A 21,121-nucleotide genomic window follows, 5' to 3' on the forward strand; every position below is an offset into this window, starting at 1 on the left:
AAATGGCAGTCGCTCCTTCGCTCAACTGCCTCTCCAAAGAATCCTTTCTCAGCCTAAACTCAACCCCAAAATCGCCATATGCGATTCCCCTGCCCTCGTGGGGGAGATGTCCGGCAGGACAGAGGGGGCGCGGAGGACCGCTACAGAGCGATTTTCACGCCGTGCCGTTTCCGCCTTTAAAATCTTTCGCCAAGAGATACAGCTCCACCGATTCGTCGCGCGAGGCCGGCGGCTTGACGTGATGGACCGAGCGGAAATTCCGCTTGAGTCTCGCCAGCAATTCGTTCTCGGCGCCGCCCTGAAACGTCTTGGCGAGGAAATGTCCGCCCGGCTTCAATACCGACAGCGCGAAATCGGCCGCCACCTCGCACAGATGCATGGTGCGGATGTGGTCGGTCCGCTTGTGGCCGGTGGTGGGTGCGGCCATGTCGGAGAGCACGATGTCCGGCTGACCGCCCAGCGTCTCGGCCAGCTTCTCAGGCGCCTGCGGATCGAGGAAATCCATCAGCAGCACCGGCGCGCCCGGCACCGCGTCCATCTCCAGGTAATCGATGCCGACGACGTTTGGGCGTTCCGCGGTAGATTTGGTACGGGCGGCGGCGACCTGGCACCAGCCGCCGGGTGCCGCACCAAGGTCGATCACCTTCATGCCGGGCTTGAGCAGATGGTGCTTGTCGTCGATCTCGATCAGCTTGTAGGCGGCGCGCGAGCGATAGCCGTCGGCCTTCGAACGCTGAACATAGGGATCGTTGATGTGGCGCTGCAGCCAGCGGCGCGACGATTCCTTCAGCCCGCTTTTCTTCTTGATCTTCGTCTTCAGCACGCGAATGCCGGCGGAGCTCGGTCTTTCCGGTTTCTTGGTCATTGCCGGCCCCGCCCGCTGTTGCGCCAGACGCCGTCATCGGCCATCAACTCGCTCAGTATGCCCTCGCGCAGGCCGCGGTCGGCGACACGCAGCCGTTCGGACGGCCAGACGGCACGGATCGCCTCCAATATGGCGCAGCCGGCCAGAACCAGGTCGGCGCGGTCGGCGCCGATGCAAGGGTTGGCGACGCGCTGCTGGAAATCCCAGCCGACCAGTTTTTCGACCATGCGATCGACGCTGTTGCGGTCCATCCACAGCCCGTCGACGCGGCGGCGGTCGTAACGTTCGAGATCGAGATGGACACCGGCAAGCGTCGTCACCGTGCCCGAGGTGCCGAGCAGATGGAATTTCGGGCTGGACAGGAGGTGACTCAGCCGGTCGCGCCCGTCGAAGGCGCGCAGCCGTATTGCGACATCCTCCACCATGGCGCCAAAGATCTCGCGCGTCACCGTGCGGCCGCCAAAACGCTCGGCCAGCGAGACGACGCCGACCGGCAGCGAGGTCCACGAGACGATATGGTTGGCGAGCCTTGGCGAGCGGTGGCCGGTAAGGTCGATCAGCGCGATTTCGGACGAGCCGCCGCCGATGTCGAACAGCACGACGCCTTGCGTGTCGCGCTCGACCAGCGAGCCGCACCCCGACACCGCCAGCCGCGCCTCGGTCTGGCGGTCGATGATCTCGAGCTTCAGGCCGGCCTCGCGCTCGACGCGTTCGAGGAACTCGACGCCGTTGGCGGCGGTGCGGCAGGCCTCGGTAGCGATCAGCCTGGCCTTCCTGACCTTGCGGTTGCGCAATTTGTCGCCGCAGATCTTCAGCGCCTCGACCGCGCGGTCCATTGCAGCCTCGCCAAGCCGGCCATTGGCGGTAAGGCCCTCGCCCAGCCTGACGATGCGCGAGAACGCATCGATGACGCGGAACTGGCCATGGCGCGTCGGCACCGCGACCAGCAGACGGCAATTGTTGGTGCCGAGGTCGAGCGCGGCAAACACCGGCAATTCCTGCAGCGGTGGCGGCGTGCGGGCACCTTGCCCCGGCCTTGGCAAGGCTGGAGGCAATTGCGCGATTGAAGCCGATTGCGCGATCGAGGACTGGGGCGCGATCGAAGCCGCTGGCTGGGGCTGGCGAGCGGCCGGGGCCCCGCCGGCGGCAGGCACCGAAGTGCCTGTTATCATCGGACGAGCCTCGTCGCGTGCGAAAACCTTGCGCCCGCGCCGCCGCTTGCGCCGCTTCTTGGGTTTGCCGTTCTGATGCGGGCCGTTCTGACCCTTGTGATCGTGCGACGTGTCGCCAGCCTGTCCATTGCCGGACCGGGGCTGCACCTGACGGCCGTAGCGTCCGGCGGCTGGGTTTGCCTGGCCGGATGGCGGCGGCGAACCCCTGGACACGCCCACTTCCGGCGCACCAGCGCCGGCTTCGTGGTCTTCCACTGTCGTTCCTTCCGGCGCCGCGCGAACCGGAGACCGGACGCAGCAGGCGCTTTTACATGTTCAAGTTGCGGCCAGACTATCAGCGCCGGGCCGGATCACCAAGAGTGCAAGGGCCGAATTCTTGCCGACGGCATGAAGGCGACGACGTTGGGGATCCCTTCTCCCCTTCTTGTGGGAGAAGGAAAGACGCCAGCGCCGCAACGCGCCTTCCCGGTTGAATAGCCGGCTTCAATGAGGCATTTCTGAAATGAACCATTCGGGACCGCGGGCGGTTTTCCTGCTGCGAACCGGATACCGGGTACGGGCTGCAACGCATGATCGTCAGGCAATGAACTGGAGCCGCTATTTCTGGCCCGTCATCGGCGTCGCCGCGGTGGTGTTCTCGCTGTGGCTGTTGCTGCACGAATTGCGCGGCATCTCGCTCGACGATGTCTGGGACGGCATCGTCGCCATCCCGGCGCGCGGCTGGGTGCTCGCGGCGCTGAGCTCGGTCGTCGCCTATGCCTCGCTCGCCGGCTACGACCACATCGCGCTTCTGCACATCGGCAAAAAAGTGTCGTGGCTGTTCGTCACCTTCTGCTCGTTCACCACCTACGCGCTGTCGCACAATATCGGCGGCTCGGTGTTTTCCGGTGCGGTGATCCGCTACCGCGCCTATGGTACCAAGGGCCTGACCGGGCAGGATGTCGGCGTTCTGGTGGCGATCTGCTGGATCACCTTCGTGCTGTCGACACTGTTCGTCTCAAGCATCGTCCTGCTGCTCGAGCCCGAGGTGATCGACCGGTTTTCCGGCACGCCGCATCACCGGCTGGCGCAGGCGGCAGGGCTCGCAATGCTGCTCGTGGTGGCGGCCTATGTCTTCGGCAGCTGGCTGCATCTGAGGCCGCTGAGGATCGGCAGCTTTCAGCTGCACTACCCGGCGCTGCCGATCGTGGCGCGGCAATTGCTGGTCGGCCCGATCGAGCTGCTGGCGGCGGCGGCGATCATCTTCTTCGCCCTGCCCGCCGTCGGCAATCCCGGCTATTTCGTCGTGCTCGGCGTCTTCCTGGTGTCGTTCTCGATCGCGCAGATCTCGCATGCGCCGGGCGGGCTCGGCGTGTTCGAGGTGGTGTTCCTCGCGGGCTTGTCACATATGGACCAGGTCGGCGTACTGGCGGCGCTGCTGGTGTTCCGCCTGTTCTACCTGATCATCCCGCTGCTGATCGCGCTCGGTGTGGTGCTGTTTTTCGAGCACTCGCAATACAGCAGGGGTGAGAGTTGAGGCGCCGGAAGCCAACAATTGAACCCAGACACAGGGTTGACTATTTTCCGGCGGCGGCTACAAGGGCCGCGCGGCGGCATCGCCGCCCTGCCCGCGCGGTTTCAATAGCCGCGCCTGCTGGGGAATAGGTTAACGGTAGACCCACGGACTCTGACTCCGTTAGTCCTGGTTCGAATCCAGGTTCCCCAGCCAGTTGATTTCACTCACATTTCCGGCTGCTCAGACCCGACCCGCTAGTGTCAGTTGGGTACTTGGTTGGTTATTCCCCTCGAGCTTTGGGCTGGCGCTTTTCGCCAGCGTCGGATCTCGCACGAGATGGTGCACATCAAGAGTTGAGCGTACGGAATTACGGTGACAGTGCACTTTTTACCATGTCGCCCCCGCCTCATGGTGCACCTTGCCTGCGTTCCCGGTCTGTCGCATCCCCCGGCACCGGACGGGCGAGCCAAAGTGTTTTCACGTCCGAGGTGTTCCACAAGAACTGCTCATCGAGCATTGCCGCGTCGCCGATGTTACGGTTTTTCGGTGCACCCTTGGGCCGAGAGTATCGCCGAGCAAATCGGCAAAGCCGTGAGAACCCGGAAAACGAGGCAGGCGGGGAAAAGAAATGGTGCACCGTCACCGTAATTCCTAAAACCCCTCCGGCAACCCTTCTACTTCCCGACAACGGACGTCGGCGGGCGTGCCGAGGTTATCGGATCGGCATGACGAAGGACGATCCTCCACGCGCCTTCCTCGCGCCGGAATATGGTAGTGACTCGAAGCGCAATCGGCACCAGCTTGTTGCCACCACCGACTTTGGATTGGAACCGCTCGACCTCGATGATGTATCCCAAGTCGGCTGTCGCATACTCCGAGATGCGCTCAAAGCCGATGGCCTTGCCTTGCCGGTAATTGGTGGCGGCCCGTTCCATGGTCTCAGCGGCCTTTCTCCATCCCTTCGCCGGCGGGCCAAAGGGATTGGCAATAATGACGTCGTCCTGTCGCGAGTAGAGGCTTTTCAGGGGCTCAGGATCGCCCTTTACGAAGGCATCCAGAGCCAGATGATCCTGCTCGATAAAATTCGTCAGGTCGGAGGCTAACATCTTAACATCGCCACATGACTAAAAAGAGAACTCTATCACGCGCTTCATCCGCCCTTCGCCTTGCCGTAGGCGTTCGGGCTGGTGTCCGGAGTATAGATCAGAATTACGGTGAGTGCACTTTTTACCATGTCGCCCCGCCGCATGGTGCAACTTGCCGGCGTTCCCGGTCTGCCGCATCCCAGCAGCGTACGGGCGAGCCAAAGTGTTTTCACGTCCGAAGACTATGTGTTCCACAAGAACTGCTCATCGAGTATTGCCGCGTCGCCGATGTCGCGGTTTTCGACGCACGCGTGGGCCGAGCATCGCCGGGCAAATCGGCAAAGCCGTGAAACCCGGAAAACGAGGCAACGGCGAAAAGAAAATAGTGCACTGTCACCGTATCCATGGTGGTGGCTGACCGACCCCTGCGCGCTACATAGGATATATGGATACGATCTATGTTTTGCTGCTCTTCGCCGCGGTCATTGCAATCATCTATCTGGCCGGCAGCTGGAACACGTCGGATGCCGACCACTACATGGGCTTCGACAATCTGCGTCCGCCCCGCAAGCGGAAAGCCCCGAACGGCGGCGACGATGCGAAAAAGAAATGAAGGCAAGTCCTGATTCCAGGTTCCCAGCCAACGATTTCCTAGATGAAATCAGAGCGTTGCTTGCAGGAGCCGACTAAACCCCGGCGTGCGAGGTGTTGTTCTTTGCCGGAAGTGGAGGCGGAGGAACGACCGCCTTGGTACTTTCGCCGGGCGCGTCGACCGGGACCAAGGTTATGAGTGCGGGATTCGGAGAATGGTCGAGGGTCGCACCCGTAACCGCATCCACGCCTACTCCTATTACGCCGCCGAGCAGGATATTGCCGGCGAGACCTGCGGCGCCCTTTCCGCTCATGGCTGTGCCGATATAAATACTGCCCGGCTTATAGCCTTCCTTCTCGGCAAAAGCGGTGAACTTCTCTTTCCGACTTACTTCGACGGTGCAAGGTGAAGCTGGGCATGAATGACCGAGTGAGGTTCTTATGGCAGCGTCCGGCGGGTCAGAATTGATAGAGACTTTGTCGGTTGTGCCACGCACCACCGACGCGCAGCCGGATATGGCGACTGTTGCCGCCAAGGCAGCACAAAGATAGATTTTCATTTGAAAGTCCCCCCGCTGCACTATTGGCGCAACGTTGAGGCGCGCGCAAGCGAGTTTACGGAAAGGCGACAGTAAGCCTGGAGGGGCGCGGCGTTAATTGTAAACGAGCATTCTGTCAAAGGACGATTCCTGCGCTCCCGATCCTGTGCAATGTGGGTGCCGTGATCTCGCGGTGCGGAGGACAACGACGCAATTAGATGAGTGCACGATTTCGATTACCTACTGACAGGACCCCGAGCATGACGCCACCACTGCCGAAACGAAACGAGCCGTTCCGGGCTGGCGAGACCGCGCTGCTCTTGGTCGACATGCAACGGGTCTGGCTCGAGCCCGGCGCCGATCCGGCGCATCCGGAGCGCGGTGCCGATCACATTTCTACCGGCAGACGGCGTCGCAAACGATCCCCAACCAGGAGCGCCTGCTGGCGGCGGCGCGGGCCAACGGCGTCGAGGTCTTCCACACCATCATCCAGAGCCTGACCGAAGACGGCCGCGACTGCTCGCTCGACCACAAGCTGACGCCGATCCATATCGCGCCGAGCCGGCCGGAAGGCCTGCCGGTGCCGTCGCTGGCGCCGGTCGGCGACGAGATCATGCTGCCGAAGACGTCGTCGGGCGTCTTCAACTCGACCAACATCGACTATGTCTTGAAGAATCTCGGAGCGCGTTATCTGATCGTCGCCGGCATCATGACCGACCAGTGCGTCGACGTGGCGGTGCGCGATGCCGCCGATCGCGGCTACCTCGTCACCTGCGTATCCGACGTCTGCGCCGCCGTCTCGCAGGAGCGTCATGACGGCGCGCTAAAAGCCTTCGGCGGCTATTGCTGGGTCGCTGATACCGCCACCGTTACGGGCCGTTTCGAAGCCTTGGGAAAAGCTGCATGACCGTCGAACCGCTGGTTGCCGTCGTCACCACCGACCTTTCGGCGATCACGCGCGGCCGCTCGGTCGTCGAAAGCAAGCTGCAGAAGATCGCTGCGACCGGCGTCGGCTGGCTGCAGGCCAATCTGTCGCTGACACCGTTCAACTCCATCGTCGACCCCAATCCGTGGGGTTCGTCCGGCGATGTGCGGCTCGTTCCCGATCTCAACGCGCGGTTTCGCACGGCGCTGAGCGGATCGGCGACGCCTTTCGACATGGTCGCCGCCAACATTATCGAACTCGACGGCAGCCCGTGGGTCGGCTGCACGCGGACCATGCTGAGCGATGCGCTGGCCGAGTTGAAGGCGCCGGCCGGACTTTCCGTCATCGCGGCGTTCGAGCATGAATTCCATATCGAGGACGACTTTGGCCCGGCTCATTCGATGTCGTTGGCAGCACTGCGCCGCGCGACCCATTCGCCGTTAATCTGATGGCGGCGCTGGCGGAAGCCGGCGTCGCGCCGGAAGTGGTGATCGCCGAATTCGGCACCGACCAGTTCGAGGTGACGTGCGGGCCAACCGATGCGCTTGCCGCGGCCGATCGGGCCGTCGCCATCCGCGAGATCACGCGCGAAGTGGCGCGGTGTGCCGGGTGGCGGGCGAGCTTCGCGCCCAAGATCGCGCCGGATGCCGTCGGCAACGGCGTCCATATCCATTTCAGTTTCGTCGACGAGGCCGGCAAGCCGGCGACCTACGATCCGGCCCAGCCGGGCGGCCTCTCCAGCCAGGCCGCTTCGTTCTGCGCCGGCGTGCTGCGCCATCTGCCCGCAATCACCGCCATGACGGCGGCAAGTGTGTCGTCCTACTACCGGCTGAAGCCGCACAGCTGGAGTTCGTCCTACACCTGGCTTGCCGATCGCGACCGCGAGGCGAGCCTGCGTATCTGCCCGACGGTGACGATCGGCGGGCGCGATCCGGCGCGGCAGTACAACATCGAATACCGGGCGGCCGACGCCACCGGCAATCCCTATCTGTCGCTGGCTGCGATCGTGCGCGCCGGGCTGGAAGGGCTAAAGGCCAAGCTGCCGGCGCCGCCGCTAGTCGCCGGCGACCCGACGCAGATGAGCGCGGCCGAGCGCAAGAAGCTTGGCCTCGTGCGGCTGCCGGAAACCCTTCCGGCGGCACTCGACGCGCTCGTCGCCGACAAGACCGTGACAGGATGGTTCGCGCCGGTGTTCGTCGAGACTTTTGTCGGCCTCAAGCGGCATGAGACCGAGCGCCTCGCCGGTCTCGATCCAGTGGCTGTCTGCGATCTCTACCGGACGCTGTATGGCTGTACAGCTTGCCAGCGCCATCCTGCCTCAGGGTTGACCTCCAGCGGTCGAAGCGATCAACGAAACGGGGCGTTCCGATATTGTTCTGATATGCGAGCACGCGTCCAATCACATCCCGGCCGAGTACGCGCGGCTCGGTCTCGACAGCAGCCATTTGCAGCGCCACATCGCCTGGGATATCGGCGCCGCCGCAGTGACCCGCCTTCTGTCGAAGCTGCTCGATGCTCCGGCTTTCCTCAGCTCCTATTCGCGGCTTTTGATCGATCTCAACCGGCCGCTTGGTTCCAGCGGCAGCATTCCGGTGCAATCGGAGGACACGGACATCCCCGGCAATGTCGGCCTCGACCCGGCGGAACGGAACCGGCGCGCCGAAATCATGTTCGCGCCGTTTCATGACCGCGTGGCCGCCCATCTCGACGAGCGGGCGAAGCAGGGCAGAGCGACGCGGATCGCGACGATCCACTCCTTCACGCCGGTCTTCCTCGGTGTTGGCAGGCCCTGGCACGCCGGCGTGCTGTACGACCAGGCAATCGAGTTCGGCCAGGCAGTGCTTGCCGGCCTAAACATCGACGGTGCGCTCAATGTCGCGGCAAACGAGCCCTACGTGATCAGCCGCAACGGCGACTACGCCATACCGGTCCATGGCGACGATCGCGGCATTCCGGCCGTCCTCATCGAGATCAGGCAGGACCTGCTGGCGAGCCGCTCCGGCATCGAGGAATGGGCGAAGCGCCTGGCCGCAGCGTTGCCGGCGCAGCAGACAAAGGCGTTGTGACCAAGCTCGGCTGCTCGAGCGCAACGCGAGAGCCGAGCCGTCGGTGAAAAGCCTCCACCGTCCTCAGGAGAAGATTTGCGATAGTTCTTCGACGCTGGTGCCTTCCTTGACCTGACGCAGCTCGACATAGCTGACCGCCGTGGCAACCGACAGCACCATCGACAGTACGGTCGACACCAAGGCTGCCAACACATCTGCAATGATCCCGCCAAACATGACGATGACTGCCAGCATTACCCACTGGATGACCATCGCGATGACCATCAGGATCAAGAACAGGCCAAATAACGGCCAGCGGTTGCCCTTGGTCAGGACACGGCTGCGCGACATCGAACCGAACACGCCAAGCCGCTCCTGGATCAGAACCGGCACCGCCACGCACCATCCGAGCCACAAGATGATGCCGGGAACCAGCAAGGCTATCGACGCCAGGCCCGCACCCAGGCCGACGAGCAGGCCAATACCAAGGGTCGGCAGCAAATTGCGGATGGCTATCTGAATGCAGTCGCCAAACGTCGGCCGCTTGCCATTCAAGTCCTCGATAGACGCCCGCACCAGCGCCGATTGTAGCAGCAGCGCGAAAACGAACGATAGCAATCCCGTAATAACCGTAATCCATGAATTCTGAAACATCATAGAGGGATCGGCCGCGGCGCCGGGGTCGCCCTGCAGAACCGCATCTATTTGCGGTTGGCTCCACAGCCGAAGAATAATCGCCGGCAAGCCTGAAAACAGGAGCGCGAGCCCAAGGCACAAGCCGATGTTGCGGCCGATTACGGCGAAGCTGTTGTTGAACACCCTGCCGATCTCGAATTTCTCAGGCCGTTCCAGTGTCGTTGAAGCCATGATTTCCCCCCGGTGTTTCGCCGTAACAGTATCACGGCGCTCTGGTAGTAATTCTGCCAAGATTAACCGTCGCCGTCCAGCCCACTTGCAATTGTTCCGCTGTATTGTCAGTGTCGGCTGGGAACCACAGTTGCAGGGGAGCGGGTGGCGGTGGCACAGCCAGGCACAGCGGAAGCCGAACGGCTGACCAATCTGCACAAGCAGCTGATCGCCGATGAGTCGATCCAGTTCGACCTGCCGGCCTATGTGCCGCCGAAGCCGCCCGAGTGGCTGAAACCGCTGCAGGATTTTTTGTCGTGGCTCGGCCCCTACATGATCTATCTGTTCTGGGGGGCGGTGATATCGGGCGTCGCAATCATCCTGCTTTTGGTCTTCCTCGAGGTGAAGGGCATCGCCTGGCGGCTGCCGTGGCAGCGCGCGCGGCCTGAAGTCGAAGACGAAGAAACCTGGCGCCCAGACGCCGGCGCCGCGCAGATCCTGTTGTCGCAAGCGGATGCGTTGGCCGCACGCGGCGACTATGACGAGGCGGTTCACCTTTTGCTTCGGCGCAGCGTCGCCGACATTGCCGGCCGGCTGCCGGACTTCCTGCGCCCGTCGCTCACCGCGCGCGACATCGCCAATGCCCCTTCCCTGCCAGGAAGGGCACGCCATGCGTTTACCGAGATCGCCCGCATCGTCGAGGCGGCGCTGTTCGCGCGCCGGCCGGTCGGCGCAGAAGGTTGGCGGCAAGCGCGCGGCGCCTATGAACGTTTCGCCTTCCGGGATGCCTGGACGTGAGCGCACCGGCGGTCGAGGCGCAGGAGCCGTTCAATCGAAAGACACTGTTTTGGGGGATTTTCGCCAGCCTGCTTGCGGCGGCCGGTTTCTTCCTGCTGTCCACCTATGCTCCCGATTTCCGGCAACCCGGCAATGGCGGCGCCACGCCGCTGTCGAAGAGCGGCGTCGGCTACGCCGGTCTGGTGGAATGGCTGCGGCTCACCGGCGAGGCGCCGGCCATGGCGCGGACGGAGGACGATCTCGGCACCGACACACTGCTGATCGTCACCATTTCGCCCGACAGCGACCAGGAGGCGCTCGACCACATCCTCAATCTTCGCCAGGACCAGAACACGCTCTTCGTGCTGCCCAAATGGCAGATCCTGCCGCTGCAGGGGCATGAAGGCTGGAACATGAAATTCGGGCGATTGCCCGGTTCGGTGGTGAACGAATGGCTTGGCCGCATCGCCGATGCGAAGATCGGTGCCGGCCAGAGCACGGCAAAGCAACTCGACATCGAAGGCAACATGGTTGCCGCACCCGAAGAATTGCAGTGGGTGGCCGACAAGTACCCTCTCATCGCAGCCGGCAATGACAAGGCTGTGCTTACCGAACTGGACGACAAGCCGTTCTATATCCTGACTGACCCCGACCTGATCAACAACGCCGCCCTCAAGGATCCCGAAAAGGCAGCAGCCGCGCTCGGGCTGATTGCCTTGCTCCAGCCCGACGACGGCCCGGTGATGTTCGATCTGACGCTGCACGGCGTGGGGCGAAAGTATGGTCTGGCCAAGCTTCTGGTCGAGCCGCCGTTCCTGGCGCTGACACTGACGATCCTGATTGCGGCGGCCCTGGCGTTCCTGCATGGCCTTGGCCGGTTCGGCCCGCCGCGTATCGACCAGCGCGCGATCGCCTTCGGCAAGCGTGCGCTGGTCGATACGACGGCGATGCTCATGCGGCGTGCCGGCCGGCTGGATGAGCTGGGAGGCCGCTATGCGGCCTTGATGCGGGTGCGCGCCGGCGCGCTGCTCGGGGCACCGCACGGACTGCAAGGCAAAGCGCTCGACCGCTGGCTCGACTCTCGCGATAAGGAGCAAGCTGGCGCCTTCACGACGCGTTCGCAAGCCGCCGGCGAGGCCAAGAACCTGGCGCAGATGCAACAGGCAGCAGAACGGCTGCACGACTGGACGGCAAGGAGGCTCGGTGAACGTCGATGATGTGAAGGCCCTGGCGACACGGATCAGGGAAGAAGTTGCCAAGGCGATTACCGGGCAGCACGATACAGTCGACCTGATGCTGACGGCCTTGTTTGCGGGCGGGCATATCCTGCTCGAAGGTCCTCCCGGCACGGCCAAGACCATGACCGCACGCTGCTTCGCCCAGGCGCTTGGGATCGCCTACGGGCGGATCCAGTTCACGCCGGACCTGATGCCCGGCGATATCGTCGGGTCGAACATCTACAACTTCCAGACCGGGCAGTTCACGCTGACGCGCGGCCCGATCTTCTGCGATCTCCTGCTTGCCGACGAGATCAACCGCACGCCGCCCAAGACGCAGGCCGCACTGCTCGAGGCGATGCAGGAACATGCGGTCACCTTCGACGGCACCACGCATTCGCTCGGCCGCAATTTCATGGTCGTCGCGACCCAGAATCCGATCGAGCACCAGGGCGTCTATCCGCTGCCGGAGGCGCAGCTCGACCGCTTCCTGTTCAAGCACCGAGTCAGCTATCCCGGCCCCGAGGAAGAACGGGCCATCATCGTCCATCACGGCGGCGGATCCGCCTCGCACGACATCGCGCAATACGGCATCAAGGCGCAGACGGACCGCGAGACGCTGCAGGAGGCGCTTGAAGTCGTCGGCTCCGTCACCCTTGTCGACGATGTCGTCGGCTACATAGCGGCGCTGGTTCGGGCTACGCGCGAAAATGCCGATCTGGAAGTCGGAGCCAGCCCGCGCGCCGGCGCCATGCTGGCGCGGGCGGCGCGTGCCCGGGCGGCGCTGGACGGACGCGCCTATGTGATCCCCGACGACGTCAAGGCGCTGGCGGTGCCGGCACTGCGCCATCGCGTCATCCTTTCGCCTGCCGCCCAGATCGATGGCCGCCTGGTCGAGCAGATCGTCTCCGACTTGGTCGACCGGACGGAAGCACCACGTTGATCTATCCCAGCGGCCGAGCGGTGTGGGCAGCCGCTGCCGGCGCGGTGCCGGCCTTCCTGGTCGCGCTGGCATTGCCGTCCTTCTGGTATCTGGGATTGCTGTGGAGTTGCCTGCTGCTTGCCTTCCTGGCGGTGGATGCCGCGGCGGGGCGCGGACGGGCATCGCTGAATGCCAGCATCGATGCGCCGCAGCAGGTCGGCGTCGGTGGGGAATTCGGCGTGCAAATCACCGCTCGTCACTCGGGGCCGCGCGCAGTTGAGGCCCGCGTCGGCCACGATGCGCGTCTGGCGCCGGTGAGCGGCAGCGGCGGGGCCTTGCAGCCTACCGCCGGAGGCGGCTCGCTTAACCTCCGCTTCCAGGCGCTGCGGCGCGGCGTCGCCAGCTTCGACCGTCTTTGGGTGCGCTGGCGCGGGCCGTTTGGGCTGGTCTGGAACCAGGTCGTGCTGCCGGTGGAAAGCAAGGTTGCGGTGCTGCCCGACGTCAGCAGCGCCCGCGGCGAGGCGATCACGCTTCTGCAACACGCGGCGCTTGCCGAAGGCCATGCGCAGCGCCGCGCCGGTCAAGGCCGCGAGTTCGACGCGCTCAAGGATTACCAGCCGGGCATGGGCCGGCGGATGATCGACTGGAAGCGCAGCGCCCGCCACGGCAAGCTGTTGGCGCGCGAGTTCCGCATCGAGGAGAACAACAACATCGTGCTGGCCATCGATAGCGGACGCCTGATGTGCGAGCCGGTCGACGGTGTGCCTAAGGTGGACCGGGCCGTGACGGCCGCCTTGCTGTCGGCGTTCATCGCGCTGAAGGGCGGCGATATGGTCAGCCTGTTTGGCTTCGATGCAAGGCCGCGCGTTTCGAGCGGCGCGGTACGCGGCCCCGCCAACTTTGCGATGATCCAGAAACGAGCGGCGGAGATCGACTATTCCAGCGAGGAGACCAATTTCACGCTGGCGCTGACGACGCTGGCGGCGCGGCTCGACCACCGCTCGCTCGTCATCATCTTCACCGACTTTGTCGATCCGATCAGCGCGGAATTGATGCTGCGCACCGTGGGCCGGCTCACCGAACGGCATCTCGTGCTGTTCATGCTGATGAAGGACACCGAACTGGAGGGCCTGGCCGATATGCCGCCACGCTCCGGCGAGGACGTTGCCCGCGCGGTCGTTGCCGGAGGGCTTTTGCGCGAAAGGCAGGTCGTCATCGGCCGGCTGCGCCTGCTCGGGGCGCATGTGATTGAAGCTGAGCACAATCGGCTGGGTCCCGCCCTGGTCGAGCGCTATCTGCAGTTCAAGCAGGAGGACTTGCTGTGACGGCGCCAGTCGTCGACAATGCTGCACGTGGCGACGCGGTACGCCAGTCGCTGGCCAGCTTCCGCCGCGAGCGCGAGGCCGACTGGAAGGCATTCGAGGCGCTGCTGGCGCGTGTCGAGAAGCGTGCGCCGCGGACGCTTTCCGAAGAGGAGCTGCTGTCGCTGCCCCTGCTCTATCGATCGGCGCTGTCTTCCCTTTCGGTGGCGCGCGCAACCTCGCTCGACAATGCGCTGGTCGGCTATCTCGAAGCGCTGTCGCTGCGCGGTTATTTCTATCTCTACGGCGCGCGTCGCGGGCTGCGGCAGCGCCTCGCCGATTTCTTCCTGCACGACTGGCCCGGGGCCATTCGCGACCTGTGGCGCGAGACATTGGCGTCGGTCGCGCTGATGGTGATCGGCATTGGTGCAGGCGCCTGGCTGGTGGCATCCGACAAGAGCTGGTTCGACGCGATCATCCCGCCCGGCCTGGCAGGAGGCCGCGGCCCCGACACCTCGGCCGAACTGCTGCGCAACATGCTTTATGATGGCGACAATGGCTTTCTCTCAGGCTTTGCCGCCTATCTGTTCACGCACAACGTCCAGGTCGCAATCCTGGCCTTCGCCCTTGGCTTCGCCTTCGCGGTGCCGACAGTGCTGCTGATGCTGTTCAACGGCTGTATGATCGGGGCGTTGTTCCAAGTCTACTGGTCCAAGGGACTTAGCATGGAGCTCGGCGGTTGGCTGGCCATCCACGGCACCACCGAATTGTTCGCGATCGCTTTGGCCGGCGCGGCCGGCATGCGCATCGGCACCAGCATCGCCTTTCCCGGCGAATTGACGCGCATGGCGGCAGCGGCTCGCGCCGGACGCATCGCCGCGAACGCCATGGTCGGGGTCTCGGTCATGCTGCTGTTTGCCGGGCTGCTCGAGGGCATTGGCAGGCAGACCATCACCAGCGACGTCACGCGCTACGCCATTGGCGGTGGCATGCTGGCGCTGTGGCTCGGCTATTTCTATCTGTTCCGGGCGGTGCGGCATGGCGATCGGTAGGCGCGCCGCCTTCGCGGCCGTACGGCCGCTGATCACGCCCGAAGGCGTCGATCTCCGGATAAGGCTGGCCGACGCCGGCACACGGGCCTCCGCCTTCCTCCTTGACGTCGTGTTCATCGCCGTGGCTGCAATCGTGATCACGATCGTCGCGCTGTTCGGGGTGGGAGGCCTTGGCAGCGAGGGATTTCAGCCGCTCTTCGTCGTCTGGATCATCCTGATCTTCTTTCTGCGCAACGCCTACTTCATCGTTTTCGAAGCAGGCCGGCGCGCGGCTACGCCCGGCAAGCGGATCGTCGGCATCCGGGTCGCGTCGCGCAGTAGCGACGGCCTGTCGATCGACCAGGTCATTGCCCGCAACCTGATGCGCGAGATCGAGGTGTTCCTGCCGCTGTCGATCATCGCCGGACGCAGCGGGACCGACCTTGCCGACACGCTGACGACGGTCTTCGGACTGGTATGGACGCTGCTGTTTGCCTTGTTCCCGCTGTTCAATCGAGACCGCATGCGGATTGGCGACCTGTTGGCGGGGACCTGGGTGGTCGAGGCGCCGAAGCGCGCCTTGCTTGAAGACCTGTCGGCACGACAGGATCCGGCGGCCGGCGCGTTCCGGTTCAGCCACGCCCAGCTCGATGCCTACGGGATTGCTGAACTCCACAAGCTGGAGGAGGTGCTGCGCCGCGACGACTATTTCGCCCTGCGGACGGTTGCCGAAACGATCGGACGCAAGATCGGCGCGGCACCCCAAGCCCATGACGCACGCGCATTCCTGACGGCGTATTACGGGGAGTTGCGGGCGCATCTCGAACGCAAGCTCCTGCTGGGCAACCGCAGGGCCGACAAGCATCAGCGTTAGACCGGAGGAGGGACGAGATGCAGGTCAAAATTAGCGCGATTGAGGAATCCAGGATAAATCGCGCAATTCAGGCGGCGGTCTCTGGGTCCTGGGAAGAATTCAGCAGCCTCACCGACACTCCCTTTCCAAACGACGAATCGATGCGAGAGCAATTCGACGATTCCTCCCCCAGACTTCAGCAAGTGGGAGGAAATTGGAAACGAGAAACGGGCGTTGAAATCCTGGATGACGGAGTGCGTTTAATAATAGTGAGAATAGAAGCGCCGCCCACGGTGGATATCGTTTTTTCACTGCATAGCACGAGCGAATTCAGTGACAGCACAATCGGTTTTCGGACATTTTTGCAGCAGCTGAATTGGGACTCCTAGTTATCGGTTTCGGCATTTCCAACCAGCGCCACCTCCTGCCCTAGCCCACCCACTTCTCGTAATCGGACACCAGCAGATGCAGCGGTGCTGTGTCTTCGTCGATGTCCGCGAAGCGGCCGATCGGCTCGCGGAAGACGTTGTCGGTGAGATCGTCATTGACGGTCGAGACCTCGCCGATCAGCACGTCCTTGCCCTCGGCCCAGAAGGCGTGCCAGACGCCCGGCAGCAGCGTCACGCTCTGGCCTGGGTCGAGCTTCAGCAATCCACCCGCAGGCAGTCTGTGGATGGTTCCGTCGACAGGCACCGATACTTCGGCCTTCGGATCGATGCCGCCATCGCGGTCATGCATGAACAGCTCCAGCACCAGCTTGCCGCCGCCACGGTTGATGATGTCCTCGGCCTTGATGTTGTGGCGGTGCATCGGCGACAGCTGATCCTTGCGCGAGATCATGATCTTTTCGGCATAGAGCATGCCCATGCCCTTCTTCATGTCCTCGTAGCGGCCGTTGCGAACAGTGAACAGGAACAGGCCGAGCTCGTCGAACTTGCCCTGGCCGTAATCGGTGATGTCCCAGCCAAGCCGCGACGAGAAGATGGCCGCCGAATCCTGCCGGTGCGCCTTCATCTCTTCCGGGGTCCAGTAGGCGAAGGGCGGCATGATGTAGCCGAACGAACGGATGAAGGCGTCGGCGTCGCGGATGATGTCGTTGATGGCGGAGCGTTTCATGATCATGATCCCTTCTTCAGGCGGCGCCTACAGCGCATAACCGAACACCGATCCGGTGTCGACGTAAACCGCATTCTGGCCTCATGACATCGGCGACGATCAGGGCCATAAGTCCCGACAGATTCCCAAAGGTGACATTCCATGCGCAGCATAGACGACCTCGATACGCCGGCGATCCTGATCGACGCCCGCCGCGCAGAAGCCAACATCGCCCGGGCGCAGGCCCATGCCGACCGGCACGGGCTGAAGCTCCGGCCGCACATCAAGACCCACAAGCTGCCCTACTGGGCGAAAAAGCAGGTCGCGGCCGGGGCCATCGGCATCACCTGCCAGAAGATCGGCGAGGCCGAAATCATGGCCGATGCCGGACTGACCGACATCTTTCTGCCCTACAATATCCTCGGGCGGGCCAAGCTGGAACGCCTCAAGGCGCTGCACGGCCGCGTAACGCTGTCGGTGACAACGGACAGTATGGACACGCTGATGGGACTTGCCGCCACCTTTACCGATCCCGGCCACCGCCTGCCGGTGCTGGTCGAATGCGACACCGGCATGGGTCGCTGCGGTGTGCAGTCGGCCGGCGAGGCAGTCGCGCTGGCGAGCGAGATCGACAAGGTCCGGGGGCTCGTCTTCGGCGGCCTGATGACCTACCCGGGGGCGGGTCGCGCCGCCGAAACCGAGGCGTGGCTCGCCGATGCGCAGCAAGCACTTGCCGCAGCCGGCCTTGCTTGCGAGCGCATCTCCAGCGGCGGCACACCCGATATGTGGCGTTCCGGCGAGCATAGCGTCGTTACCGAATACCGGCCCGGCACCTACATCTATCTCGACCGCTACCAGGTCGCCAAAGGCGTCGGCAGCCTCGACGATTGCGCACTGACGGTGCTGTCGACGGTGGTCAGCCACCCAACGCCGACACGCGCCATCCTCGACGCCGGCAGCAAGGCGCTCTCCAGCGATACGCTGGGGCTCGCCGATTTCGGCGAGCTGCTGGGCATTTCAGGCGCAAGGGTGACCAGCCTCAGCGAAGAGCACGGCAACGTCACGCTGTCAGGCGGCGCCGAGCTTCGCATCGGCGAGCGCGTGCGCGTCGTGCCCGACCATTGCTGCGTCGTCACCAACCTGTTCGACGAGGTGCATCTGATCGAAGGCGAGACGGTGATCGAGACGCTCCCAGTCAAGGCGCGAGGACGGATGGAATGAACCTGTCGGTTGGCTAACGCTCGGCCTGCCTCGCGGCAACGCGGCGCATCGAAATGACCCGGCGGCGCCGGATCTCGGTGCGCATCGCCGTCAGGTGCAGCGCGAAGAAAAGCACGGTGAAGCCGAGTGCCATCACCAGCAAGGGCCACAACAGGCTTGGATCTATCGTCGGCCCACCAAGCCGGAACACCGACGCCGGCTGATGCAGCGTGTTCCACCAGTCGACCGAAAATTTGATGATCGGGATGTTGATGAAGCCTACCAGGGTTATGATGGCCGCTGCCCAGGCGGCGCGCCCGGCATCGTCTAGCGCGCGGGTCAGCGCGATGATGCCGAGATACATCAGGAACAGGATGAAGACGGAGGTCAGCCGCGCGTCCCACACCCACCAGGTGCCCCACATCGGCTTGCCCCAGATCGAACCGGTGATCAGTGCAAGGGCGGTGAAGACGGCGCCGATGGGTGCCGCCGATTTCAGCGCCACGTCGGCCAGCGGATGGCGCCAGACCAGCGTGCCCAGTGCCGAGACCGCCATCAGCGTGTAGCACATCATGGCAAGCCAGGCGAAAGGCACGTGGATATACATGATGCGAACGGTGATGCCCTGCTGGAAGTCCTCAGGCGCCGTGAAGCTCATATAGAGACCGACAGCGAGGACGACGGCGGCGACGCTCGCCAGCCACGGCACGACCTTGTCGGCAACCCCGACGAACCGCGTCGGGTTGGCAATATCCATCCAGCCGGAGGGGCGTGAAGTCGTGTCGCTCATGCGGCCTTACATAGACCGCCGGCGGAGTTGCGGCAACCACAGCGGCGATACGTCCTCTCTTCTCCCCTTGCGGGAGAAGGTCGATCGGCGCGTAGCGTCGAGCCGGACGAGGGAGTGCTGGACGGAGTGAGGCGCCAATGATCGCCGTGCGCCGAAGTCTGGATTTTGGATGAAGATTTGAGCCAAGCCGGAGCACCCCTCATCCGACCTCGCTTCGCGAGGCCACCTTCTCCCGCAAGGGGAGAAGGCAAGCCGCGCTGCTCAGGCGGCTTCGTTCACCGGATGGCTGAGGCGGCGGACCTCCTCGTCGTTGAGCAGGCCGCCGGCGCGCAGCAGGCTGGCGAAGCGGCCGTTGCGCAGCGACAGTTCGGTGAACCCGCCCATCTCGACCACCCGGCCCTTGTCCATGAACACGACCAGATCGGCGTCGCGAACGGTGGTCAGGCGGTGGGCGATGATGAAGGTGGTGCGGCCGCGCCGCAACTCGTCGATGGCGTCCTTGACGCGATCTTCCGTCTCGACGTCGAGCGCGCTGGTCGCCTCGTCGAGAACCAGGATGGGCGCGTCCTTCAGCACGGCGCGGGCGATCGCGATGCGCTGGCGCTCGCCACCGGACAGCTGTCCGCCGCGTTCGCCGACGACCGTGTCGTAGCCCTCGCTCTTAGACAGGATGAAATCCTGCGCGGCGGCGGCATTGGCCGCGGCATGGACCTCGTCATAGCTCGCCTCCGCACGGCCGACGCGGATGTTGTCCTCGATCGAGCGGTTGAGCAGGCCGGCATCCTGGAATACGGTGGCGATCGAATGGCGCAGCGACTTGCGGGTTACCGTGCGGGTGTCGATGCCGTCGATCAGGATACGGCCGCTGGACGGGGTAAAGACGCGCTGCAGAAGGTTGATGAGCGTTGTCTTACCGGCGCCCGTCGGGCCGACGATGGCGACCGTCTGGCCGGCCTGGACCTCGAACGACGCGTCGTCGACGCCCTGCCCGGAGTTGCCGAACTCGAAGCAGACATTCTCGAAACGCACGTGCCCCGTGACGTTGACGAGTTCGCGCAGCCCATCGGGTTCGGCGGCGTCGGATGCAGAGTCCTCGAGATGATAGAATTCCTCGAGCTTGGCGCGCGCCTCGGAAATCTGGTTGGCGAACGCCGACATCTGGTCGAGCCGGGCAATCAGCAGCGTGGCAAAGCCGGTAAAGGCGATGACGTCGCCGATGCGCAACTGGCCGTGCGTCACCAGATAGGCGCCAATCAAGAGCACCACCATCATCGAAATCGTCGACGACAGGCGGTGCAGCGCGTTGGCCATCGCCCACCAGTCGAGCACCGGATTCTGTGCGTCGAGGAGGTTCTTGACGTAGCGCTTCAGCGCCTCGGTCTCATGGCCGATGCGGTTGTAGCTCTGCAGGACGGCGACGTTGCTGACCGAGTCGGTCACATGCGCAAACACCCTGTGGTAGTGCCGCTCCACGGCCGCCTGGCCTTCCTTGGTGCGCCGCATCACCAGCCGTCCGATGCCGACATAGAGCGCGCCAAGCGCCAGCAGCACCATCGACATGCGGATATCCATGCTGAGCGCGGTGGGCACCAGCAGAACCAGCGCAACCGCGGTGGACAGATGCTGTCGCATGAATTCGAGCCAGAGGCTGAACAGGGTCTCTACCGCGCGCAGGAGCGTGTGCAGGGAATTGGAGGTGCCGCGCTGATGATGCCAGGCAAGCGGCATGGTGATCACGCGCTCGAACGACTGGCAGAGAACCTCGCTGCGCCGCTGGTGGGCAAAGCGGTCGGCGCCGCGCGCTACCAGAACGAAGGCGATGATATTGAACGCGCCGAGGCCGGCCCACATTGCGAGTGTCGCGAATACCGAGCCGCGGTCCGAGATGGCATCGATCACCCGGCCGAACATAATCGGCTCGAGAATGGCGATAATGGCAAGCGCGACATTCGCCCCGCAGATAAACGCAACGCGTTTCCTGTCGGCAGCGAGATAACCAAGGGCTCGCCAGTAGATTTGCAGAAGTGACACTTCAGCTACTCCGCCAATTATTTATGGTGCAGTGCGTCATTTTTTGACTCGTATCGGTTGACGCGTCGCAAAACAATGCTCGTCTACCTCTTCCGTTCCCATTCCGCGAACAAAAGATGACGACGCTTCGAAATTTGCCGTGATCGTCTAACAGTTTGAGATAAAAGGTGAAATGTCAGCGTTGCGGCAAAATCATGGCAACTGGAAAGCACTGCCACAATTTTAATCAGCAAGACCCCAGGCACGACGTCTAAAGTCGTGTGCAGGCATTCAGCAAGGTCAAACGCAAATATAACCGGTAGAGGCACTTGGACCGCCCATGCATACCCTGGGCAACCCTG

At 63.7% G+C, this 21,121-nt stretch carries 20 protein-coding genes, 1 tRNA gene and 2 pseudogenes; 15 read left to right on the plus strand and 8 right to left on the minus strand.

The window, feature by feature from the left end:
* Positions 1-154 precede the first annotated feature (154 nt).
* Together NKH98_RS20940 and NKH98_RS20945 are read right to left on the minus strand one after the other, a co-directional pair.
* Positions 155-865, minus strand: a complete 711-nt coding sequence (locus tag NKH98_RS20940) for an RlmE family RNA methyltransferase (RefSeq protein ID WP_352823435.1) — start codon at positions 863-865, stop codon at positions 155-157.
* A complete protein-coding gene (locus tag NKH98_RS20945) occupies positions 862-2,292 on the minus strand; it encodes a Ppx/GppA phosphatase family protein (RefSeq protein ID WP_352901226.1) in 1,431 nt (476 codons plus the stop codon). Before NKH98_RS20945 ends, NKH98_RS20940 begins: the two co-directional genes overlap by 4 nt.
* A gap of 328 nt (positions 2,293-2,620) precedes the next feature.
* On the opposite strand from NKH98_RS20945, the gene NKH98_RS20950 reads away from it, so the two are divergent.
* Both NKH98_RS20950 and NKH98_RS20955 read left to right on the plus strand, forming a co-directional pair.
* Positions 2,621-3,553, plus strand: a complete 933-nt coding sequence (locus NKH98_RS20950) for a lysylphosphatidylglycerol synthase domain-containing protein (RefSeq protein ID WP_352901460.1) — start codon at positions 2,621-2,623, stop codon at positions 3,551-3,553.
* A 118-nt stretch (positions 3,554-3,671) separates the two neighbouring features.
* Positions 3,672-3,745: transfer RNA gene (locus tag NKH98_RS20955), tRNA-Gln, on the plus strand.
* 461 nt (positions 3,746-4,206) lie between these two features.
* Here NKH98_RS20955 and NKH98_RS20960 read toward each other — a convergent pair.
* The gene (locus NKH98_RS20960) at positions 4,207-4,638 is read right to left on the minus strand and encodes a YybH family protein (protein WP_352901229.1); all 432 of its coding nucleotides are present in this window, start codon (positions 4,636-4,638) and stop codon (positions 4,207-4,209) included.
* A gap of 424 nt (positions 4,639-5,062) precedes the next feature.
* Between NKH98_RS20960 and NKH98_RS20965 the strand changes: the two genes are divergently transcribed.
* Positions 5,063-5,230 (plus strand): hypothetical protein, encoded by a 168-nt coding sequence (locus tag NKH98_RS20965; protein WP_352901232.1) that lies wholly within the window; start codon positions 5,063-5,065, stop codon positions 5,228-5,230.
* Positions 5,231-5,303: 73 nt separating this feature from the next.
* Here the strand turns inward: NKH98_RS20965 and NKH98_RS20970 are convergent, their stop codons facing one another.
* Complete coding sequence (locus NKH98_RS20970) at positions 5,304-5,768, minus strand: translation initiation factor 2 (protein WP_352901235.1); 465 nt, start codon at positions 5,766-5,768, stop codon at positions 5,304-5,306.
* A 239-nt stretch (positions 5,769-6,007) separates the two neighbouring features.
* On the opposite strand from NKH98_RS20970, the pseudogene NKH98_RS20975 reads away from it, so the two are divergent.
* The 4 genes and pseudogenes from NKH98_RS20975 to NKH98_RS20990 all read left to right on the plus strand — a co-directional run bounded on the left by NKH98_RS20975 (position 6,008) and on the right by NKH98_RS20990 (position 8,738).
* Positions 6,008-6,654 (plus strand): annotated as a pseudogene (locus tag NKH98_RS20975) (cysteine hydrolase family protein).
* Complete coding sequence (locus tag NKH98_RS20980; RefSeq protein ID WP_352901238.1) at positions 6,651-7,121, plus strand: hypothetical protein; 471 nt, start codon at positions 6,651-6,653, stop codon at positions 7,119-7,121. The pseudogene NKH98_RS20975 and the gene NKH98_RS20980 overlap by 4 nt, the downstream one beginning before the upstream one ends.
* Positions 7,121-7,852 (plus strand): annotated as a pseudogene (locus NKH98_RS20985) (type I glutamate--ammonia ligase); the annotation flags it as partial. The gene NKH98_RS20980 and the pseudogene NKH98_RS20985, both read left to right, overlap by 1 nt.
* Positions 7,853-8,075: 223 nt before the next feature.
* Positions 8,076-8,738: an N-formylglutamate amidohydrolase gene (locus NKH98_RS20990; RefSeq protein WP_352901463.1), complete on the plus strand. Its 663-nt coding sequence runs from the start codon at positions 8,076-8,078 to the stop codon at positions 8,736-8,738.
* A gap of 63 nt (positions 8,739-8,801) precedes the next feature.
* Here the strand turns inward: NKH98_RS20990 and NKH98_RS20995 are convergent, their stop codons facing one another.
* Positions 8,802-9,644 carry a hypothetical protein gene (locus NKH98_RS20995; protein ID WP_352901241.1) on the minus strand — a complete coding sequence of 281 codons (843 nt, stop codon included), beginning with the start codon at positions 9,642-9,644 and terminating at the stop codon, positions 8,802-8,804.
* Positions 9,645-9,734: 90 nt separating this feature from the next.
* Between NKH98_RS20995 and NKH98_RS21000 the strand changes: the two genes are divergently transcribed.
* The 7 genes from NKH98_RS21000 to NKH98_RS21030 are packed head-to-tail and all read left to right on the plus strand — an operon-like array spanning position 9,735 to position 16,053.
* A complete protein-coding gene (locus NKH98_RS21000; protein ID WP_352590445.1) occupies positions 9,735-10,361 on the plus strand; it encodes a DUF4129 domain-containing protein in 627 nt (208 codons plus the stop codon).
* Positions 10,358-11,557, plus strand: coding sequence for a DUF4350 domain-containing protein (locus tag NKH98_RS21005; protein ID WP_352901244.1), 1,200 nt, complete (start codon positions 10,358-10,360; stop codon positions 11,555-11,557). The genes NKH98_RS21000 and NKH98_RS21005 overlap by 4 nt, the downstream gene beginning before the upstream one ends.
* Positions 11,544-12,500, plus strand: coding sequence for an AAA family ATPase (locus NKH98_RS21010; RefSeq protein WP_352703191.1), 957 nt, complete (start codon positions 11,544-11,546; stop codon positions 12,498-12,500). The genes NKH98_RS21005 and NKH98_RS21010 overlap by 14 nt, the downstream gene beginning before the upstream one ends.
* Complete coding sequence (locus NKH98_RS21015; RefSeq protein ID WP_352901247.1) at positions 12,497-13,804, plus strand: DUF58 domain-containing protein; 1,308 nt, start codon at positions 12,497-12,499, stop codon at positions 13,802-13,804. The genes NKH98_RS21010 and NKH98_RS21015 overlap by 4 nt, the downstream gene beginning before the upstream one ends.
* Positions 13,801-14,832, plus strand: a complete 1,032-nt coding sequence (locus tag NKH98_RS21020; protein WP_352650541.1) for a stage II sporulation protein M — start codon at positions 13,801-13,803, stop codon at positions 14,830-14,832. The genes NKH98_RS21015 and NKH98_RS21020 overlap by 4 nt, the downstream gene beginning before the upstream one ends.
* Complete coding sequence (locus NKH98_RS21025; RefSeq protein ID WP_352901252.1) at positions 14,819-15,685, plus strand: RDD family protein; 867 nt, start codon at positions 14,819-14,821, stop codon at positions 15,683-15,685. Before NKH98_RS21020 ends, NKH98_RS21025 begins: the two co-directional genes overlap by 14 nt.
* Positions 15,686-15,702: 17 nt before the next feature.
* Positions 15,703-16,053 (plus strand): hypothetical protein, encoded by a 351-nt coding sequence (locus NKH98_RS21030; RefSeq protein WP_352901254.1) that lies wholly within the window; start codon positions 15,703-15,705, stop codon positions 16,051-16,053.
* Positions 16,054-16,093: 40 nt separating this feature from the next.
* Here NKH98_RS21030 and NKH98_RS21035 read toward each other — a convergent pair whose 3' ends face one another.
* Entirely contained in the window at positions 16,094-16,780 is a 687-nt protein-coding gene (locus NKH98_RS21035) for a D-lyxose/D-mannose family sugar isomerase (protein WP_352703198.1), read from the minus strand.
* Between the two features lie 141 nt (positions 16,781-16,921).
* On the opposite strand from NKH98_RS21035, the gene NKH98_RS21040 reads away from it, so the two are divergent.
* The gene (locus tag NKH98_RS21040; RefSeq protein WP_352901257.1) at positions 16,922-17,980 is read left to right on the plus strand and encodes a D-TA family PLP-dependent enzyme; all 1,059 of its coding nucleotides are present in this window, start codon (positions 16,922-16,924) and stop codon (positions 17,978-17,980) included.
* A gap of 13 nt (positions 17,981-17,993) precedes the next feature.
* Here NKH98_RS21040 and NKH98_RS21045 read toward each other — a convergent pair whose 3' ends face one another.
* A complete protein-coding gene (locus NKH98_RS21045) occupies positions 17,994-18,749 on the minus strand; it encodes a heme ABC transporter permease (RefSeq protein ID WP_352901260.1) in 756 nt (251 codons plus the stop codon).
* Between the two features lie 261 nt (positions 18,750-19,010).
* Positions 19,011-20,780, minus strand: a complete 1,770-nt coding sequence (locus NKH98_RS21050; protein WP_352901263.1) for a glucan ABC transporter ATP-binding protein/ permease — start codon at positions 20,778-20,780, stop codon at positions 19,011-19,013.
* Between the last annotated feature and the right edge of the window lie 341 nt (positions 20,781-21,121).

The organism is Mesorhizobium sp. M0833 (assembly GCF_040319905.1).
Lineage (GTDB): Bacteria > Pseudomonadota > Alphaproteobacteria > Rhizobiales > Rhizobiaceae > Mesorhizobium.

Coding starts and splice junctions, on each gene's coding strand:
- NKH98_RS21025 (WP_352901252.1), top strand. CDS start 14,819: ATGGCGATCGGTAGGCGCGCCGCCTTCGCGGCCGTACGGCCGCTGATC.
- NKH98_RS20940 (WP_352823435.1), bottom strand. CDS start 865: ATGACCAAGAAACCGGAAAGACCGAGCTCCGCCGGCATTCGCGTGCTG.
- NKH98_RS21030 (WP_352901254.1), top strand. CDS start 15,703: ATGCAGGTCAAAATTAGCGCGATTGAGGAATCCAGGATAAATCGCGCA.
- NKH98_RS21035 (WP_352703198.1), bottom strand. CDS start 16,780: ATGAAACGCTCCGCCATCAACGACATCATCCGCGACGCCGACGCCTTC.
- NKH98_RS20980 (WP_352901238.1), top strand. CDS start 6,651: ATGACCGTCGAACCGCTGGTTGCCGTCGTCACCACCGACCTTTCGGCG.
- NKH98_RS21040 (WP_352901257.1), top strand. CDS start 16,922: ATGCGCAGCATAGACGACCTCGATACGCCGGCGATCCTGATCGACGCC.
- NKH98_RS20950 (WP_352901460.1), top strand. CDS start 2,621: ATGAACTGGAGCCGCTATTTCTGGCCCGTCATCGGCGTCGCCGCGGTG.
- NKH98_RS20970 (WP_352901235.1), bottom strand. CDS start 5,768: ATGAAAATCTATCTTTGTGCTGCCTTGGCGGCAACAGTCGCCATATCC.
- NKH98_RS21045 (WP_352901260.1), bottom strand. CDS start 18,749: ATGAGCGACACGACTTCACGCCCCTCCGGCTGGATGGATATTGCCAAC.
- NKH98_RS20960 (WP_352901229.1), bottom strand. CDS start 4,638: ATGTTAGCCTCCGACCTGACGAATTTTATCGAGCAGGATCATCTGGCT.
- NKH98_RS20965 (WP_352901232.1), top strand. CDS start 5,063: ATGGATACGATCTATGTTTTGCTGCTCTTCGCCGCGGTCATTGCAATC.